This is a genomic window from Paenimyroides tangerinum (genome assembly GCF_003865405.1).
Classification (GTDB): domain Bacteria; phylum Bacteroidota; class Bacteroidia; order Flavobacteriales; family Flavobacteriaceae; genus Flavobacterium; species Flavobacterium tangerinum.
This window is the reverse complement of the sequence record NZ_RQVQ01000024.1, coordinates 1-17,550: the sequence shown is the minus strand read 5'-3', so window position 1 is coordinate 17,550 and position 17,550 is coordinate 1. Positions and strand designations below refer to the sequence as shown.

Here is a 17,550-nt window from a genome sequence, read left to right as displayed (position 1 = left end):
CAAAATTGAAAAAACAATTATTTTCGTTTTATTAAAAAAACTTATCTTTATAAATTCGGGATGGCATAAAGAAAAATTAAAATAAATATCCAAACACGAAAAAATACTATCTTTACATAATTTTTTAATCGATTTATAACAACTAAGGTTGGTAAATATATAATATGGCTTGTACAAATTGTTCAACAAAAAATAGCAATTCAGGTACACCAAGAGGTTGTCAAAGTAACGGAACTTGCGGAACGGATAGTTGTAATAAACTAACGGTTTTCGATTGGTTATCAAACATGCAATATCCATCTGGATTTGAACCTTTTGATGTAGTTGAAGTTCGCTTCAAAAATGGAAGAAAAGATTTCTATCAAAATATAGATAAATTATCACTAAGCATTGGTGATATTGTCGCAACTGAGGCAGCTCCGGGACATGATATCGGAATTGTTACCTTGACGGGTGAATTGGTTCGCGTTCAAATGAAAAAGAAAAAGGTGAATCCTGATGGTGAAATCTTGAAAATTTACAGAAAAGCTTCTCAAAAGGATATTGATATTTGGACAGAAGCTCGCGAAAAAGAAGAACCAATGAAGGTTCGTGCTCGTGAATTGGCGATTAAATTGCAGTTGGAAATGAAAATTTCTGACATCGAATTTCAAGGAGATGCATCAAAAGCTACGTTTTATTACACAGCAAATGACCGTGTCGATTTTCGTCAATTGATTAAGGATTTCGCTAAAGAATTTAGTATTCGAATTGAAATGAAACAAGTTGGTTTCCGTCAAGAAGCTTCACGTTTAGGCGGGATCGGTTCTTGTGGACGTGAACTTTGTTGTTCAACTTGGTTAACTGATTTCAGAAGTGTAAATACTTCTGCAGCTCGTTATCAGCAATTGTCTTTAAATCCTCAAAAATTAGCTGGACAATGTGGTAAATTAAAATGTTGTTTGAACTTTGAGCTAGATACTTATTTAGATGCTTTAAAAGGAATACCAGATATCGAAACACGACTTTCTACCGAAAATGGAGATGCTGTTTGTCAGAAAATAGATATTTTCAAAGGTAATATGTGGTTTGCTTATACATCAAATTATGCAAATTGGATTGTATTAAAAGTCGAAGATGTTAAAGAAATGATTGAAATCAATAAAGAAGGCAAAAAAGTTTCTTCTTTAGAAGATTATGTTGAAGAAACCATTTCTACTGAAAAGATTTTCGAAAATGCTGTTGGTGAAGATAATCTTTCAAGATTTGATCAACCAAAGAAAAAGAAAAAACCAAATAGAAAAAGAAAACCTGTTTCTACCGAGGCAGAAGCAACTACAACTAACGAACCTAAACCGAAATTAGACAATCGTCCTAAGCAGGTTAATCGTCCAAAAGTTGAGAATAAACCAAAACAAGAACCAAGAGTTCAAAAAAACAATACGGAAAATACAAATGCAACGCCAAATGTAAATCTGAATCAAAAAGGAAAACAAAAGCCTGTAGCTAAAGAGCGATCAGTAAAACCTGAAAGAACAAACGATTCCGTGAATCCAAATCCGAATCGTAAACCTGAAGTTAAAGAACCTTCAGTTAAACCTGAGCAATCAAGTGAAACAGTTAATGTAAATCCGAATCCGAATCAAAAACCTAAGTCAAAACATAAACCGTTCAGACCTAAAAAAAATGACAATCAAGATACTAAATAAATTAGTAGCCGTTTCTGTTTTATCACTTGCTTTTACTTTTGTAAGTTGTGATGAAAAGCAGTTTTTTGATGAATATCAATCAACAAATGGTGAATGGAACAAATCAGATGTAAAGAAATTTACATTTGAACAAAAAGATACTTTGAATCCATTTAATTTATTTGTTAATATTAGAAACAACTCGGATTATCCGTATAACAATTTGTTTCTAATTGTTAAAATGTCAAATCCTAACGGAGACAGATTTGTTGATACATTACAATATCAAATGGCAAATCCGGATGGAACACTATTAGGAAATGGATTTACTGATTATAAAGAAAGTAAATTGTTTTATAGAGAAGATTATAAATTTCCTTCGACAGGAACATATACTGTCGAGATAGAACATGCAGTGCGTGCTAACGGAAAAGTAAAAGGAGATTCTTTATTATTAGGAGTTTCAGATGTTGGATTTAGAATAGAAAATATCAATTAATTTTTATGAAAAAAGTTAATACAAACGAGAATAAAACAGATAACAAAAAGTATTTAAAACTCTTTTGGAAATTATTTGCAGGAGGTATTTCTTCTGTAGTTTTATTCTTTTTGCTAATCAATTGGGGAGTTTTTGGCTCGATGCCAACTTTCGATGAATTAGAAAATCCGTTGTCAAGTGTTGCAACAGAAATTATTTCTGCAGACGGAAAAACAATCGGAAAATTTTATTTAGAAAATCGTGTTCCTGTTAAATATTCAGATTTACCACAACATCTTGTAGATGCGTTAATCGCAACTGAAGATGAGCGTTTTCGTTCGCATTCAGGAATCGATGGGCGTGGAACTTTACGCGCAATTAGTGGATTAGGAACCAGCGGTGGTGCAAGTACAATTACGCAACAGTTGGCAAAAAATTTATTTCACGGAAGTTCGGGTTCAAAAAACATCGTACTACGTGGAATTCAAAAATTCAAAGAATGGATTATCGCTGTTAAATTAGAACGTCAATATACCAAAGATGAGATTTTAGCATATTACTTAAACACAGTTGATTTCGTAAGTAATGCGTATGGAATTCGTTCAGCATCAAATATTTATTTCAATAAAGAACCTAAAGATTTGACAGTTGAAGAAAGTGCGGTTTTGGTAGGAATGCTTCAAGCTCCATCTAAGTTTAATCCACGTTTCAATCCAGAACGTTCGCAAGCAAGACGTAACATTGTGTTACATCAAATGGAAAGAAATGGTTATTTAACTGAGGCAGAAAAGCTGAAATATCAAGCAATGCCAATTGTTATTGATTATTCTCCAGACACACACACAGAAGGTGTTGGAACTTATTTTAGAGAATATCTTCGTGATTATATGCGTAAATGGGTAAAAGAAAACCCAAAGAAAGATGGTTCAACGTATGATATTTACAGAGATGGATTACGTATTTATACAACGTTAGATTCGCGTATGCAAAACTACGCTGAAGAAGCTGTTCAAGAACATTTGAGCAATCTTCAGAAAGAATTTTTCAAACAACAAAAAGGCAATAACAACGCACCATTTATTCAATTATCTAAATCTGAATCAGAAAAGATTATTGAACGTGCAATGCGTAATTCTGAACGTTGGAAACAAATGACCAATGAAGGAAAATCTGAAGAAGATATCATTAAATCTTTTGGTGTAAAAACCAAAATGGAAGTGTTTACATGGAAAGGCGCAAAAGATACTTTAATGACTCCGAGAGATTCAATTATTTATTATAAACATTTCCTTCAAACAGGAATGATGTCAATGGATCCATTAAACGGAGATATTAAAGCATGGGTTGGCGGAATTGATTATAAGTATTTCCAATACGATCACGTTGCTCAAGGTGCTAGACAAGTTGGTTCAACTTTCAAACCATTTGTTTATGCAACTGCAATTGAACAATTAGGTATGTCACCATGTGATTCTATTTACGATTCTCAATTTACGATGCCTAAAGGACGTTATGGAATTTCAAAAGATTGGTCACCTAAAAACTCAGGTGGCAAATATTATGGATTGGTAAACTTAAAATATGCATTAGCTCAATCTTTGAATACCGTTACTGCTAAACTGATGGATCGAGTTGGTCCAAAAGCTGTTATTGATTTAACGAGAGAATTAGGCGTAAAAGCAGATATTCCAGCTTCACCAGCCATTTCTTTAGGAGCTGTTGAAATCACAGTTAGTGACATGGTTGCTGCTTATAGTACGTTTGCAAATCACGGAGTTTATGTAAAACCTAGATTCGTAAATAAGATTACTGATAAAAACGGAGTTGTACTTTTTGAATCTCAACCAGAAACAAAAGACGTAATGAGTAAAGATATTGCTTATGCAATTGTTAAGCTTCTTACAGGTGTTACCGAAGGTGGTTCAGGTGGAAGATTACGTTATACAGGTTCAGGTGGAGCAGGTTACCACGTAATGACTGGTTATCCATATGGATTTACGAATCCGATTGCTGGTAAAACAGGAACTACTCAAAACAATAGTGATGGTTGGTTTATTGGAATGGTTCCAAATTTAGCGACTGGTGTTTGGGTAGGAAATGAAGATCGTGCAGCGCATTTCAAATCTACTGCTTATGGACAAGGTGCAACAATGGCATTACCAATTTGGGCAATCTATATGAGAAAATGTTATAACGATAAAACATTACACGTATCTAAAGAAGATTTTGAAAGACCTGCAAACCTAAGCGTCAACGTAGATTGCTGGAAACGAACAGCTACTGTTGTTGATTCTTTAGGCGGTGTTGCTCCTGGTTCAGCCAAAAAGGATTCGCTTGCTGCTCCAAAACAAAGTGTGGTAGAAGAGTTTGATTTTTAAAGAATAATACTTTGAGAATTTTATATTATTAAACTTTTAAAGTATTTCAACATATTTTTTCGCTAATATTTTAAAACGACCTTTTATTAAAAAAGGTCGTTTTTTTTTTATATTTTTATTGCCATTAACTTAAACTACTATTATGATTAATAAAAAGGTAACTAATGCACAAGAAGCATTGTTTGATGTGAAAGATAATCAAACAATTATGTTGGGTGGATTTGGTTTATGTGGAATTCCTGAAAATTCTATTGATGAATTAGTTAGAAAAAATATTACAGGATTGACATGTATTTCAAACAACGCAGGAGTTGATGATTTTGGATTGGGATTATTACTTCAAAAACGTCAAATCAAAAAGATGATTTCTTCTTACGTTGGTGAAAATGCAGAGTTCGAACGTCAGATGTTAAGCGGTGAATTAGATGTAGAATTAACTCCTCAAGGAACATTAGCAGAAAAATGTCGTGCGGCTCAAGCTGGAATTCCTGCTTTTTTTACACCTGCTGGTTACGGAACTGAAGTAGCTGAAGGAAAAGAAACTCGAGAATACAACAACAAAATGTATGTTTTGGAAGAAGCATATAAAGCAGATTTTGCAATCGTTAAAGCTTGGAAAGGTGACGAAGCTGGTAATTTAATTTTTAAAGGAACTGCTCGTAATTTCAATTCATGTATGGCTGGCGCGGGTAAAATTACCATCGCTGAAGTTGAAGAATTGGTACCTGCTGGAACTTTAGACCCAAACGAAATTCACATTCCAGGGATTTTTGTTAAACGTATTTTCCAAGGCGAAAAGTACGAGAAGAGAATTGAACAACGAACTGTAAGAAAAAAAGATCAATAAAAGAAATGAAATTAAAATTATATTCTGTCCCGATTGCACTTGCTCTAATTTTAGCCACAGGTAGTTGTAGTAAAAGTGACGATAATGCTAATTTAGTTGAAAAATGCGCAACAGTATCAAGCTTCTCAATTTCACAAAATATTGATAAGTTAACTTACAAAATTCAAGCAACTGGAAATATACAAGGTTATCAAATATCATTTCAGCTTCTCTCGCAAACATCTTCACCTGAATATAATAGTGTTTTAATTGATGTTGATCAGAATACAGGAACAATAGATTTACAAGAAAACTTTGTAGAATTTGATAAAACTTATAAAGTTCACGTAAGGGCTGTTTGTAATAATGGAAATTTGAGCGATTGGTTTTCGCCTCAAACGATATTAATTAAATCATTTTGTGCACGACCTGATCAAGTTCATTTGGGAGTCGATTTAATTTATTGGTCTGATCCAAATGGAGATACTTCTTCTCAATATCAAGTTCAATATAGTTTGAAAGGATTTAATTTAGGAAATGGAACTATTGTAAATATCCCTAGTGGTGATATGAGTTTAAACTTTGCAAATCTTAATTTGCAATCTAGTAGAACTTATGATTTTTATGTAAGATCGTACTGTACCGAAGGAAGAGGATGGAGTTCTTGGAGTGGTCCGTATTCATTTTACAATGAGTAGTTAAAAGAAATGTATAAAATAATTAATTTAATTTTTTAAATTAAATTATCATAAATCAAATCATATTTCAATATGGCTTTAGATAAAATAGGAATTGCAAAACGTATTGCAAAAGAATTGCAAGATGGTTTTTATGTAAATTTAGGAATTGGTATTCCAACTTTAGTTGCAAATTATGTTCCTGAAGGAATGAATGTTGAATTTCAAAGTGAAAATGGAGTTCTTGGAATGGGACCTTTTCCTTACGAAGGAGAAGAAGATCCGGATTTAATCAACGCAGGAAAACAAACAATTACCACTTTACCAGGTGCTTCATTTTTTGATTCAGCTATGAGTTTCGGTATGATTCGTTCACAACACGTAGATTTAACGATTCTTGGCGCAATGGAAGTTAATGAAAATGGAGATATTGCCAATTGGAAAATTCCTGGGAAAATGGTTAAAGGAATGGGAGGCGCAATGGATTTAGTTGCATCAGCAGAGAATATTATCGTAGCAATGATGCACGTTAATAAAGCTGGTGAATCTAAAATCTTAAAAAAATGCACATTACCATTAACAGGTGTTGGATGCGTTAAAAAAGTTGTAACAGAATTAGCTGTTTTAGAAATCACTCCAAACGGATTTAAGCTTCTTGAAACAGCTCCAGGGGTTACTGTAGCTGATGTTATTGCTGCTACAGAAGCTGAGTTAATCATTGAAGGAGACATTCCTGAAATGACATTCTAAATAAAATTATTAATCTGAAAGAAAAGAATATGAATAACGAAGAAGAAATCAGAGATAGATTATTACAACAAGAAGCAGAAGAACTTAAAGTACCAATTAAAAATGAAACAGTTCCTTTTGTTATTAAACTAGCTTGCGTTTTAGTTAGTATAATTGCAATTGTCTATGTTGCAGTAATTGGAGAAAGCACCTTAGTTCCTTTATTTATCGGATTTCTTGTAGCAATGTTATTGGTTCCACTTTCAGATTACATGGAGAAAAAATTAAAGTTTTCCAGATTGATAACTTCATTTATTTCTCCAATATTATTTTCTTTATTTGTTTTAGGAATCGTTTTTTTTATAGGTAAACAAGTAGTTGGTTTTGCAAGCGATGTTCCTGAATTCGAACATAAAACGCAGATTTTGTTTGATCAAGGTGCTGATTTTATCAGTGAAAAATTTGGAGTAACTAAACAAGATCAACTCGAATATATTAATAAGCAAGCAATTGCAACTTTACAAAAGAATTCCAAAATTTTAGGAGATATAATTATTTCGTTTACAGGTGTGATTGCCTCAGCGGCATTTGTGTTTTTATACGTGTTTTTCTTTTTATTATATAGAAGGCATTTTGTAAAATTCCTAGTTTGGTGTTTTAGACCCGAACATCAAGATCAAGTTCGTGAAACCGTTTGTTCAGTTCAAAGTATTATTAAACAATATATCTTTGGATTATTAATTCAGATGACTTTTATTGCAACAGCATTGATAATTGCCTTTTCAATTATTGGAATTAAATACGCCATTTTGTTTGCCGTCCTTTGCGCTGTGATGAATTTAATTCCTTACGTTGGAATTTTCTCTGCAACGGTTATCGCTGCAATGGTAACATTAGCAACGGGGGAACCAAGTGATATTTTATGGTTATTTTTATCAGTTATTGTAGTAAACTCAATTGATAACAATGTGGTAACTCCAAAAGTTATTGGCTCGAAAGTTTCTTTAAATGCGTTTGTTGTTTTCTTTGGAATTATCGTTGCAGAAAGTTTATGGGGAGTTGCAGGTATGTTTATAGCAATTCCAACATTAGCCATATTGAAAGTTGTTTTTGATGCTGTTCTTGATTTAAGACCATTTGGTTTCTTATTAGGTGAAGACGATCAATTAACTCCAATTTTTGATAAATATTATAAGAAATATACAACTTCTAAGAATATTGATAATTCAACTTCAGAAGACTTAAATATTGAATCGGATAATTTAAACGAGAAAGATTCAGAAGAAAATAAGTAATAAAACATCTAAAGCATCTCATTATTTGAGGTGCTTTTTTTATTCTTTTCAAAATCTGAAGTGTCTTTTTATCTTTTGATTTGTTGAAAATGTTAATAATAATTTTATATTTGAATAAAAAAAATATGAAAAATCAAAAAACATCAATGGCTTTTGTGGCCGCTTCATGGATTGCACTTCTAGCAGGTGTTGTCGGTTTCATTGTCGGATTAGTACGCGCTGAAATGTTACTTAATGAGAAAGGGTATTATTTTACCATTTTACTTTATGGCTTATTTGCAGTTATTTCATTACAAAAAGCAGTTAGAGATAGATTAGAAAACATTCCTGTGACTGATATTTATTATGGAATTTGTTGGTTTGGAACTTTATCTTCAATTACTTTATTGATTATCGGATTAGTAAATGCAGATATTCTGCCAAGTGAAAAAGGTTTTTATGCATTTGCATTTTTATTAGCCCTTTTTGGAGCTATTTCTGTTCAGAAGAATACACGCGATAATTTATCTTCGTAAATAATTTGATTGAAAGCATCTCATTATTTGAGGTGCTTTTTTAATATTCATATAACTTTAAAGAAATATATTAAATAACTTCAAACTGTATTTTTGACTTTTTAAAAATATAAATTATGAAGCTTTATTTATCATTACTTTTTACAATTTTACTTTCGTATCAAACTTTTTTAGCTCAAGAACGTACACCAACTTTATTCGCTCATCGTGATGGTGCTTATGAATTAGACGAAAATACATTGTCGGCATTTCAGACAAGTTATAATCACGGATTACGTGGTTTTGAAATTGATGTTCATATTACAAAAGATAACGAAATTGTAGTAATTCATGATCATACAATTGACCGTACAATGCAAGGTTCAGGTACAGTTGAAAATATGACTGCTGCTGAATTAAAGGAAATCAAAACAAAAAAAGGAAATCAAATTTTATTTCTGGATGAAGCTTTAGATTTCTTTAATCAATATCCAGGACTATACGTAGAATTTGAAATGAAAACACGAACTGATGATTATACAGATCAAGTAGTTCAAAAATTTTCGGAACAGTTATTTGAACAAGTTTATAAAAACAAACCAGAAAGCTCAACTTATCTACTTACTTCTTTCGATAAACGCCCTCTGACTTATTTAAAAAATAAATATCAAACCGAAGATTTATTATTTATAACAAGTAAACCTTTGTCTGAAGATGTTTTAAATCAGGCTAAAGAATTAGGAATAAATAGAATTGGATGTAATATTGGAGGAACCAATCGTGCGATGGTTAAAAATGCGCAAGAGCAAGGTTTCGTTGTATCGCTTTGGCCAGGAAAAACAGTTGACGATTTTGTATTAGGTTATGCTTTAGGAGCTGATTATTTATGTTCTGATGTCCCATTGGAAGTTTATACTTTCTTAAAAAATAATGCGACTTGGATGAAAGTGAATTAAATCAAAAAGCCGTTATTAATCAATCTCGATTAATAACGGCTTTTATTTATTCTATAAAATCCCTGATATAAGCTTGAATCGGAATTCGGAATTCTTGATTAAAAACAACACCATCCTTTGTGGCAGGTTTCCATTTACTTGAGCTTATAACCCGAACTGTTTCTGTATAAAACGTATTTTCTTCTGTTAGATTCATCGGTTTAAAATCTACAGGTTTACCTTCTTCGTTAATAGAAAACTGAACATAAATGGTCATTATGTCTCTGTTTTTGAATTCTTCGGTTACATCGGATTTTTTTAAATTATTATAATTGAAATTGTTTGAAACATAATTATAAAAATTATTAATTCCACCTTTATAACTTGCGTCAACAATTACAGGAATTGGAGCTACAATCGTATCTTGAACGATCAAGTTTTCTATTTCAGTTATTTGTGAAAATCCAAATTGAAATTGAAATCCAATTATTAATAAAGCGATTAACTTTCTCATAACCCATTTAGTTTTTGCATATATTCTAACGCTTTACTAATACTTTTTAAATTGTCAAAAGTTAATAATAATCGTAAACCATTCTTGGTTTGTTTTTCTTTCATTTTACAAACATTTCCGTAAGATTGTACAAATAAAAGTACTTTTCTAAATCGGTTTGATTGATAGAAATCTGATTGTTGGTCGGCAATAAAATAACCAACCATTTTTCCTTGTTTTAATAAAAGCTTTTCAATTCCAGCATTTGTAGCAATCCATTTGATGCGAACACTATCCAACAAAGCTTTTGCTTGACGCGGAAGTGGTCCAAAACGGTCGATTAATTGTTTTTCGAATTCGATTAATTTATCTTCAGTTTTAATCAGATTTAAATCGTTATATAAATTTAATCTTTCAGTTACATTATTCACATATTCATCTGGGAAAAGAATCTCGAAATCAGATTCAATCACAATATCTTTTACATAAACTTTGTTTTCGATATTATTATCTTCTTCATATAAATCTTTAAACTCATTTTCTTTCAATTCTTCAATGGCTTCATTCATAATTTTCTGATAGGTATCAAAACCAATATCATTTATGAATCCACTTTGTTCACCACCTAATAAATCTCCTGCTCCACGAATTTCTAAATCTTTCATTGCGATGTTTAAACCGCTTCCTAAATCACTAAATTGCTCTAAAGCCTGAATTCGCTTACGTGCATCTTCGGTCATTGACGAATACGGCGGACAGATAAAATAACAGAAAGCTTTTTTATTGCTTCGTCCAACACGACCACGCATTTGATGTAAATCTGATAAACCGAAATTGTTTGCGTTGTTTACGAAAATGGTATTTGCGTTTGGTACATCTAAACCACTTTCGATAATGGTTGTTGCAACCAAAACATCGAATTCACCATCCATAAAAGCTAGAAGTAATTCTTCTAATTTTTTACCTTCTAGTTGTCCGTGACCGACTCCAACTTTTGCATTTGGAACCAAACGTTGAATCATTCCAGCAACTTCTTTGATGTTTTCAATTCGGTTATTGATAAAATAAACTTGACCACCACGTTCAATTTCATACGAAATCGCATCGCGAATAATCTCTTCGTTAAAGCCAACCACATTTGTCTCAATCGGATAACGATTTGGTGGCGGCGTTGTAATTACAGATAAATCTCGAGCTGCCATTAATGAGAATTGTAAGGTTCTCGGAATCGGCGTTGCTGTCAATGTTAACGTATCAATATTTTGAGCAATGGTTTTTAACTTGTCTTTTACCGCAACTCCAAACTTTTGCTCTTCATCGATAATCAGTAAACCTAAATCTTTAAAAACCACATTTTTATTTACCAATTGATGTGTTCCAATAACAATGTCAACTTTACCTTCAGCAAGTTCTTTTAATGTTTCTGCTTTTTGTTTCGCTGTCTTAAAACGATTCATATAAGCTACTTTTACTGGCATGTTTTCTAAACGCTCGCTAAACGTTTTGAAATGTTGAAATGCCAAAATGGTTGTTGGCACCAAAACCGCAACTTGTTTTCCGTTATCAACTGCTTTGAATGCCGCACGAATCGCAACTTCCGTTTTTCCAAAACCAACATCGCCGCAAACCAATCGGTCCATTGGGCGGTCGCTTTCCATATCGGTTTTTACATCCAATGTAGATTTCATTTGGTCTGGTGTATCTTCATAAATGAACGAGCTTTCTAATTCGGCCTGAAGATAACTATCCGGAGCACAAGCAAAACCTTTTTCTAAACGACGTTTGGCGTAAAGCTGAATCAAGTTAAACGCAATATGTTTAACTCGAGCTTTGGTTTTTTGTTTTAAAGCTTTCCAAGCATTTGAACCAAGCTTATATATTTTTGGAGGTGAACCTTCTTTTCCGTTGAATTTAGAGATTTTATGAAGCGAGTGAATACTAACATAAACAATATCGTTATCAGCATAAACCAATTTAATGGCTTCTTGCGTTTTGCCTTCAACTTGAATTTTTTGCAAACCACCAAATTTTCCAATTCCGTGGTCAATGTGTGTAACGTAATCACCAACGGTTAAAGAAGTTAATTCTTTTAAAGTGATATTTTGTTTTTTGGTATATCCGTTTTTGATGTTGAATTTATGATAACGTTCAAAAATCTGATGGTCGGTATAACAAACCATTTGATTTTCTTCATCAATAAATCCTTCGTAAAGTGGTGTTACCACAATTTCGAATTGTGCAACGTTTTGCTCGTTTTCGTTTCGGAACGATTTAAAAATTTCTTTTAAACGTTTGGCTTGTGAATCGTTTGAACAGAAAATATAATTCTTAAATCCGTTGAAACTGTTTTCGTTTAAGTTGTTGATTAATAAATCGAACTGTTTGTTGAATGAAGGTTGTGGTTTGTAATAAAACGGAACTTCAAACTTGGTTTCGAATAAGCGAGAGTCTGAAAATTCCACAACCGAAAAAATTTCAGCTTGACTGATAAAATCATTTCCTGTCAAAAACATTTGTTTCGGTTCTAAATGCGTAACGCCTTTATTTAATTTCTCAAATGCAGCTTCAGCTTTAGAATACAGTAGATTCAATTTTTCGTGTAAAACCGTTGCATCTTGAATGAAAAGAACGGTTTTTTCTCCGATATATTTTAGGAATGATTCACGATTTTCTTGATGAAATTTGTTCTCTACATTCGGTATAATCGTGATTTTCTTTTTTGTTTCTAATGAAAGTTGCGTTTCAACGTCGAACGTTCGAATGCTATCAATTTCGTTTCCAAAGAATTCAATTCGATATGGATTGTCGTTCGAAAACGAAAACACATCAATAATTCCACCGCGAACCGAAAATTCTCCTGGTTCTGCAACGAAATCAACACGTTTAAAATTATACTCAAATAAAACTTCGTTAACAAAATCAATCTGAATTTGGTCATTAATCGCAATTTTCAAGGTGTTTTTGTCCAACTCTTTTCGAGTGACAACTTTCTCAAAAAGTGCATCGGGATACGAAACCACAATTGCAGGTTTTTTACGTGAATTGATTCGGTTTAAAACTTCGGCACGTAAAAGAATATTTGCGTTATCCGTTTCTTCAATTTGATACGGACGTTTATAAGAACCTGGATAAAAAAGCACATCGTCTTTGTTTATCAGGGTTTCCAAGTCATTTAAATAATAAGCAGCTTCTTCTTTATCTTTAAAAATCAACAAAAATGGATGTTCACTTTCTTGAAACAACGAAGCAATTTGAAATGAAGTTGCCGATCCGATAAAACCTTTTGCGTAAATTTTTGTGCCTTTGTTTTGCAAAAGCGTTTGTAATTTTTTGGTTTTTTCGAAATCGTTATATAATTTTTTAATATCCATTTTCTGATTATTCTTTTGGAATAGCGTTTAATGTTGCGCGCTTAATCGTGTCTAAACTTTGAATCATTTCTTGTTCACCAACTTCCATAGGAATGGCTTTTCGAATCAAAATTTCATCGAATTGATTCGCTAATGATTGATAATTTTTGTTGATTTTACCGAACAATTCTTTAACTTCTTTAGCAGGAATCAAATCCAATTCCAATAACATTTCTAATGAATTTAAGTTGGTATTCAAAAGGAATATTCTACTTTTTACATCTGGTTTGTTGTAAACTTCAGGAATGTTATTTTGCATTTCAGCGGCAAGTTTAGAAAGTCTTTGTGCTTTTTTGTGAAATGCACTTAATGACGTAACTGGTTTTATGCGATATTCTTTTTCGAAATCATTCCATTCTTTCCAATTTACCAAATTACTTTGTACATTTTGATTGATTTTTGGAATCTGAATTACCCATTGGTCATCGATGGTTTTAAAAATCGAATCGCGTTTTTGTGCAATTAACATTTGTTGTTCTTCCGCTGATTTTTCATTCTCTTCGCAAGAAGAAAATAAAACCAAACCGATAAGTGTTAAATAAATGTATTTCATAGGAATAATTCGTTGAGAGAGCAAATTTACAAATGATATTTAGATAATAAATAATTTAAGGAATGAGAATGTTGTTTTTTGTGAATTATTTAGTTTTATCAACGGTTTTGGATATGAATTTAATCCGTTTATTCGTAACTTAGCTAATATTTAAAAACAATTTTATTATGAAAAAGATTTTAAGTTTTCTTAGCCTAATGTTAGGTGTTATTTTAGTTTCTAGTTGTGCAACAAAAAAAGCTGATTCTGGTTCTTCAGAAGATACTTTATTTAAAAACAAATGGCAATTTGTTGAAGTAGCAAATGTTGCAATTAATAAAGAAGTAAATGGAACGGTTCCTTACTTATCTTTTGATAAAACAGATAAGCGTTTTTCTGCAATTACGGGTTGTAATACAGTTAACGGAAATTTCTCAGCAACAAACTCAAAAGCCGAATTTGGTTTAGGAATGTCAACGATGATGTTTTGTGAAGATATGTCTGTTGAAAATGGATTTAAACAAATTTTAGAACAAGTGAAAACTTATAAAATCATCGGAAATGAATTGGTTTTAATGGGAAGTAACGATAAGGTTTTAGCAAAATTTAATAAGTACAATAATTAGTAAATTTTCTAATAATAATAATAATTGAAAAAGGCTTGTAGTTCAACTGAATTACAAGCCTTTTTTTATGTGATTCTAAAAAGTATAACCTAGTTTAACACCAGCTTTGAAAACAAAATTATCGAAATATTTGTTATCAACGTCACCTTGACCGCGAACTTCCCATTTCCAATTAAATCCAAGTGAAGGATCGATGCTCAAATTTTTTGTCAATTGAATTTTATATCCAATATTCGGATTAAAAATACTCCAATAACTGTATTTTCCTTTAAATTGTTCTTGGTTTATTGTCTTATCAAAGTTTATTTGTCCGTGTGTAATAAAGTTTTCAATATATAAACCTTCACGAACACCTTTGTTTTTGTACGTTCTTACTCCTAAATCTACAACAAAACCATTTCCTGTAATGTCGAAATTTTTCTCATCTAACTGTAGTTGACCATAACTTGCATTTAAAATCCAAGAAGTTAGACGATCATCTGCTTTAAAACCTTTTGTAAACTCAAAACTCAAACCATATTGAGTTGGCTCAGACCAATTGTAATTTGCAGAAATGGTAACGATGTCTTTTTTGATGTCTTGAGCAAACGCCGAAGTAGAAATTAATGAAAGAATAAAAATAATTTTTTTCATAATGATATAGTTTTAGATTTTTTTTAACACAAACCAAAGAATGTGCCAAAGAGTATTACGTTTATTCTTTATTTATAGCAATAAATACTTATTTAGTTTTTTTTATTTGTTAAAATAATTGATAAGTAATTAGTTTAACTAATTGTAATTTAGTATATTAGTTTTTATTAATTGTTAAATCAACTACTTAATTATGAGAAAACTTACTTACTTGCGTTTGGTCTAATAACCTCGTGCCAGTCACCAGATGAAATTTCAGAAACTTCATCTAATTTCGAAAATTATAATGCAAGAACCACTACGTCTTCACTAGTTACTTTAGAGGAAGCAAAAAGTATTGCTTTAAGACAAAGACCGATTGGGTCAGATCCATTACAACCAGATCCCTGTTCTGGTGTGCAATTTCCAATTTTTACTCCACAACAGGTTGAAAAAGTCATTACTATTTTAGATAAAAATAGCAATCCTACCATGTGTCTTTTTAATGCAGATACGAGTCGTTTTTTATTGCTTTCTGCATCTAAATTAGAAGAGCCTATTTTAGCTTTTTCAACTGAGGCATCTTTTGAAATGGAAGATATGCCAAGAGATTTAGCCATCTGGCTAGATTTAGGAATAACTAAAATTTCTCAGTTTAATAAAATGAATTATTATTATGATTTAAGTGTTTATGATTCATGGAACGCCTTGGGTATAAATTCTCCTGCAAGTGATTATTTTATTGGTGACAGAAATGGTATTCCCGTGTTTATTGATTGGCCTACATTTACTCGTGAAAACGTTGGTTGTCCGTATATTAAAGAAGAAACTAAAACTGAACCTTTGTTAGATAATATAATGTGGGGACAAGGACTTGGTTATAACGAAAGTCAAGATTTTTACAATGATAGTAATTATACAGAATATGCGGAAGGTAAGTGTTCTAGTATGCCTTCAAATAATAAATTTTTAGCAGGTTGTACTTTTGTGGCATTTGGTCAAATAATGAAATACCATAATGACTTTGGAGATGTAAATTTACAAGGAAATGACGTTGTAGAAAATGTTTCTGTTTATACTACTAGTCAAACTGCTGGTGTTTCTTTATTGATGAAAGGTTTATATGATTTAACACAAGGTACTACTCGTAATTGTTCAAAAGGTACTGGTGCCCACATTTATAAAGTAGCTGATGTATTACGATCAAATACTTTACCTTATAAATATTCATCAGCTCATTATGTCAGTAATATGAATACTTTGTTGATGTGGGAAAATATAGTTGAAAATAGCTTGCCTGTTGTTTTGTGTGGATACTCAGTAAAACCAGAAAATAGTACTACTATCAATATTAAAGTTCTTATCAACAATAGAGAACAAGTTTTTGGAACCAAGATTGAAGGTGGGCATGCGTGGGTTTGTGACGGATATCTTGAGCAATACCAAAAAGTTAAAGTAACAAACAATACTACAAACGAAGTAAGTTTTCAAGAAGAGTTTAAACAAGAGTTTTGGCACATGAACTGGGGGTGGCATAAAGCAGGGCAAACATTCGCCTCAAATAACGGTTGGTATAGAGATGGGCTTTTTAAACCACATGGACAAGATAATGGAACTGATTTGATAGATTTCAATGATTTAAGAGGTTACGATGTAAATGGTGATGGTGTTAATGAAAGCTCATATCATCAGGGATACTACTATAACCGTTCAATGGTGATTAATATAAAACCTTAATAAAAAATATAAAATGAAAAAACTAATTTACCTTTTATTTACAGCTTTGTTAGTACTTGGTTGTAATACATCAGATGATAATCAATTGAAAAATAACGAAACTATTGAAAATCCATCAGACGACACAATTAATGATCCGGATGATCCAGATAGAAGTTATAATATGAATTTATCTTTGAAGATAAAATTCGAAAACGAATTTGGTGAGAATATTCTTGATATTGAAAATCCACTTTTTGATGCTAGTTTAATTGATATAGATATTTACGGTTTGGATGGTTATCAAAATGAATTTCCTTACTCTACCAGTTATACTTTTGCTAAGTATATTTCGTTTGTTAATTACGATGGAGTCGGTTATTGTTTTAAATTAAATGATTATTTGTTTAAATCGGTAGCCTTACAGAACATATTTCATGAAAGAAAATGGCTTAAGTATCGTATTATCTTTCCGGATGCCACTGAATATGTTATCAAAGTAGAAGGTTTATTGATAAATAATTCTGAAACCGATTATTATCCTACTAAAATTTATGTTAATGATGAGTTAAGATGGGAACAGCCTGTGAATAGTCGCTCAGAATATATGACGTTGACAATTGTAAAATAAATGAAAAAACTAATTTACCTTTTATTTACAGCTTTGTTAGTACTTAGTTGT

16 protein-coding genes are annotated in these 17,550 nt (G+C 31.7%); 12 read left to right on the top strand and 4 right to left on the bottom strand.

Annotated features, from left to right (window positions below; translation table 11 throughout):
• Positions 1 to 164 precede the first annotated feature (164 nt).
• The 9 genes from ricT to EG240_RS11060 all read left to right on the top strand — a co-directional run bounded on the left by ricT (position 165) and on the right by EG240_RS11060 (position 9,500).
• Complete coding sequence (ricT, locus tag EG240_RS11100; protein WP_125019461.1) at positions 165 to 1,688, top strand: regulatory iron-sulfur-containing complex subunit RicT; 1,524 nt, start codon at positions 165 to 167, stop codon at positions 1,686 to 1,688.
• Complete coding sequence (locus EG240_RS11095; protein ID WP_125019460.1) at positions 1,666 to 2,166, top strand: gliding motility lipoprotein GldH; 501 nt, start codon at positions 1,666 to 1,668, stop codon at positions 2,164 to 2,166. The genes ricT and EG240_RS11095 overlap by 23 nt, the downstream gene beginning before the upstream one ends.
• A gap of 5 nt (positions 2,167 to 2,171) precedes the next feature.
• Positions 2,172 to 4,523 (top strand): penicillin-binding protein 1A, encoded by a 2,352-nt coding sequence (locus tag EG240_RS11090; RefSeq protein ID WP_125019459.1) that lies wholly within the window; start codon positions 2,172 to 2,174, stop codon positions 4,521 to 4,523.
• Between the two features lie 142 nt (positions 4,524 to 4,665).
• Positions 4,666 to 5,370 (top strand): CoA transferase subunit A, encoded by a 705-nt coding sequence (locus tag EG240_RS11085; protein ID WP_125019458.1) that lies wholly within the window; start codon positions 4,666 to 4,668, stop codon positions 5,368 to 5,370.
• Positions 5,371 to 5,375: 5 nt separating this feature from the next.
• Positions 5,376 to 6,047 (top strand): fibronectin type III domain-containing protein, encoded by a 672-nt coding sequence (locus EG240_RS11080; RefSeq protein WP_125019457.1) that lies wholly within the window; start codon positions 5,376 to 5,378, stop codon positions 6,045 to 6,047.
• Between the two features lie 72 nt (positions 6,048 to 6,119).
• Positions 6,120 to 6,776 carry a CoA transferase subunit B gene (locus EG240_RS11075; protein WP_125019456.1) on the top strand — a complete coding sequence of 219 codons (657 nt, stop codon included), beginning with the start codon at positions 6,120 to 6,122 and terminating at the stop codon, positions 6,774 to 6,776.
• A gap of 29 nt (positions 6,777 to 6,805) precedes the next feature.
• Positions 6,806 to 8,050 carry an AI-2E family transporter gene (locus tag EG240_RS11070; RefSeq protein ID WP_125019455.1) on the top strand — a complete coding sequence of 415 codons (1,245 nt, stop codon included), beginning with the start codon at positions 6,806 to 6,808 and terminating at the stop codon, positions 8,048 to 8,050.
• 125 nt (positions 8,051 to 8,175) lie between these two features.
• On the top strand, positions 8,176 to 8,565 hold the full coding sequence (yiaA, locus tag EG240_RS11065) for an inner membrane protein YiaA (protein ID WP_125019454.1): 390 nt from the start codon (positions 8,176 to 8,178) through the stop codon (positions 8,563 to 8,565).
• A 116-nt stretch (positions 8,566 to 8,681) separates the two neighbouring features.
• Positions 8,682 to 9,500: a glycerophosphodiester phosphodiesterase gene (locus EG240_RS11060; RefSeq protein WP_125019453.1), complete on the top strand. Its 819-nt coding sequence runs from the start codon at positions 8,682 to 8,684 to the stop codon at positions 9,498 to 9,500.
• Positions 9,501 to 9,546: 46 nt separating this feature from the next.
• On the opposite strand, the gene EG240_RS11055 is transcribed toward EG240_RS11060, so the two are convergent.
• Genes EG240_RS11055 through EG240_RS11045 form a run of 3 tightly spaced genes read right to left on the bottom strand, consistent with a single transcriptional unit; the run spans position 9,547 to position 13,935 of the window.
• A complete protein-coding gene (locus EG240_RS11055) occupies positions 9,547 to 9,993 on the bottom strand; it encodes an energy transducer TonB (RefSeq protein ID WP_125019452.1) in 447 nt (148 codons plus the stop codon).
• The gene (gene mfd / locus EG240_RS11050; protein WP_125019451.1) at positions 9,990 to 13,343 is read right to left on the bottom strand and encodes a transcription-repair coupling factor; all 3,354 of its coding nucleotides are present in this window, start codon (positions 13,341 to 13,343) and stop codon (positions 9,990 to 9,992) included. The genes EG240_RS11055 and mfd overlap by 4 nt, the downstream gene beginning before the upstream one ends.
• A gap of 7 nt (positions 13,344 to 13,350) precedes the next feature.
• On the bottom strand, positions 13,351 to 13,935 hold the full coding sequence (locus tag EG240_RS11045; RefSeq protein WP_125019450.1) for a hypothetical protein: 585 nt from the start codon (positions 13,933 to 13,935) through the stop codon (positions 13,351 to 13,353).
• 167 nt (positions 13,936 to 14,102) lie between these two features.
• On the opposite strand from EG240_RS11045, the gene EG240_RS11040 reads away from it, so the two are divergent.
• Complete coding sequence (locus EG240_RS11040) at positions 14,103 to 14,540, top strand: META domain-containing protein (RefSeq protein WP_125019449.1); 438 nt, start codon at positions 14,103 to 14,105, stop codon at positions 14,538 to 14,540.
• A 75-nt stretch (positions 14,541 to 14,615) separates the two neighbouring features.
• Here the strand turns inward: EG240_RS11040 and EG240_RS11035 are convergent, their stop codons facing one another.
• Positions 14,616 to 15,173, bottom strand: a complete 558-nt coding sequence (locus EG240_RS11035; protein ID WP_125019448.1) for an autotransporter outer membrane beta-barrel domain-containing protein — start codon at positions 15,171 to 15,173, stop codon at positions 14,616 to 14,618.
• Positions 15,174 to 15,344: 171 nt separating this feature from the next.
• Here EG240_RS11035 and EG240_RS11030 point away from each other — a divergent pair, with 171 nt between their 5' ends.
• Both EG240_RS11030 and EG240_RS11025 read left to right on the top strand, forming a co-directional pair.
• Entirely contained in the window at positions 15,345 to 16,889 is a 1,545-nt protein-coding gene (locus EG240_RS11030; RefSeq protein ID WP_125019447.1) for a C10 family peptidase, read from the top strand.
• Between the two features lie 13 nt (positions 16,890 to 16,902).
• Positions 16,903 to 17,499, top strand: a complete 597-nt coding sequence (locus EG240_RS11025) for a hypothetical protein (RefSeq protein WP_125019446.1) — start codon at positions 16,903 to 16,905, stop codon at positions 17,497 to 17,499.
• The last annotated feature ends 51 nt before the right edge of the window (positions 17,500 to 17,550 follow it).

Coding starts and splice junctions, on each gene's coding strand:
- ricT (WP_125019461.1), top strand. CDS start 165: ATGGCTTGTACAAATTGTTCAACAAAAAATAGCAATTCAGGTACACCA.
- EG240_RS11095 (WP_125019460.1), top strand. CDS start 1,666: ATGACAATCAAGATACTAAATAAATTAGTAGCCGTTTCTGTTTTATCA.
- EG240_RS11090 (WP_125019459.1), top strand. CDS start 2,172: ATGAAAAAAGTTAATACAAACGAGAATAAAACAGATAACAAAAAGTAT.
- EG240_RS11085 (WP_125019458.1), top strand. CDS start 4,666: ATGATTAATAAAAAGGTAACTAATGCACAAGAAGCATTGTTTGATGTG.
- EG240_RS11080 (WP_125019457.1), top strand. CDS start 5,376: ATGAAATTAAAATTATATTCTGTCCCGATTGCACTTGCTCTAATTTTA.
- EG240_RS11075 (WP_125019456.1), top strand. CDS start 6,120: ATGGCTTTAGATAAAATAGGAATTGCAAAACGTATTGCAAAAGAATTG.
- EG240_RS11070 (WP_125019455.1), top strand. CDS start 6,806: ATGAATAACGAAGAAGAAATCAGAGATAGATTATTACAACAAGAAGCA.
- yiaA (WP_125019454.1), top strand. CDS start 8,176: ATGAAAAATCAAAAAACATCAATGGCTTTTGTGGCCGCTTCATGGATT.
- EG240_RS11060 (WP_125019453.1), top strand. CDS start 8,682: ATGAAGCTTTATTTATCATTACTTTTTACAATTTTACTTTCGTATCAA.
- EG240_RS11055 (WP_125019452.1), bottom strand. CDS start 9,993: ATGAGAAAGTTAATCGCTTTATTAATAATTGGATTTCAATTTCAATTT.
- mfd (WP_125019451.1), bottom strand. CDS start 13,343: ATGGATATTAAAAAATTATATAACGATTTCGAAAAAACCAAAAAATTA.
- EG240_RS11045 (WP_125019450.1), bottom strand. CDS start 13,935: ATGAAATACATTTATTTAACACTTATCGGTTTGGTTTTATTTTCTTCT.
- EG240_RS11040 (WP_125019449.1), top strand. CDS start 14,103: ATGAAAAAGATTTTAAGTTTTCTTAGCCTAATGTTAGGTGTTATTTTA.
- EG240_RS11035 (WP_125019448.1), bottom strand. CDS start 15,173: ATGAAAAAAATTATTTTTATTCTTTCATTAATTTCTACTTCGGCGTTT.
- EG240_RS11025 (WP_125019446.1), top strand. CDS start 16,903: ATGAAAAAACTAATTTACCTTTTATTTACAGCTTTGTTAGTACTTGGT.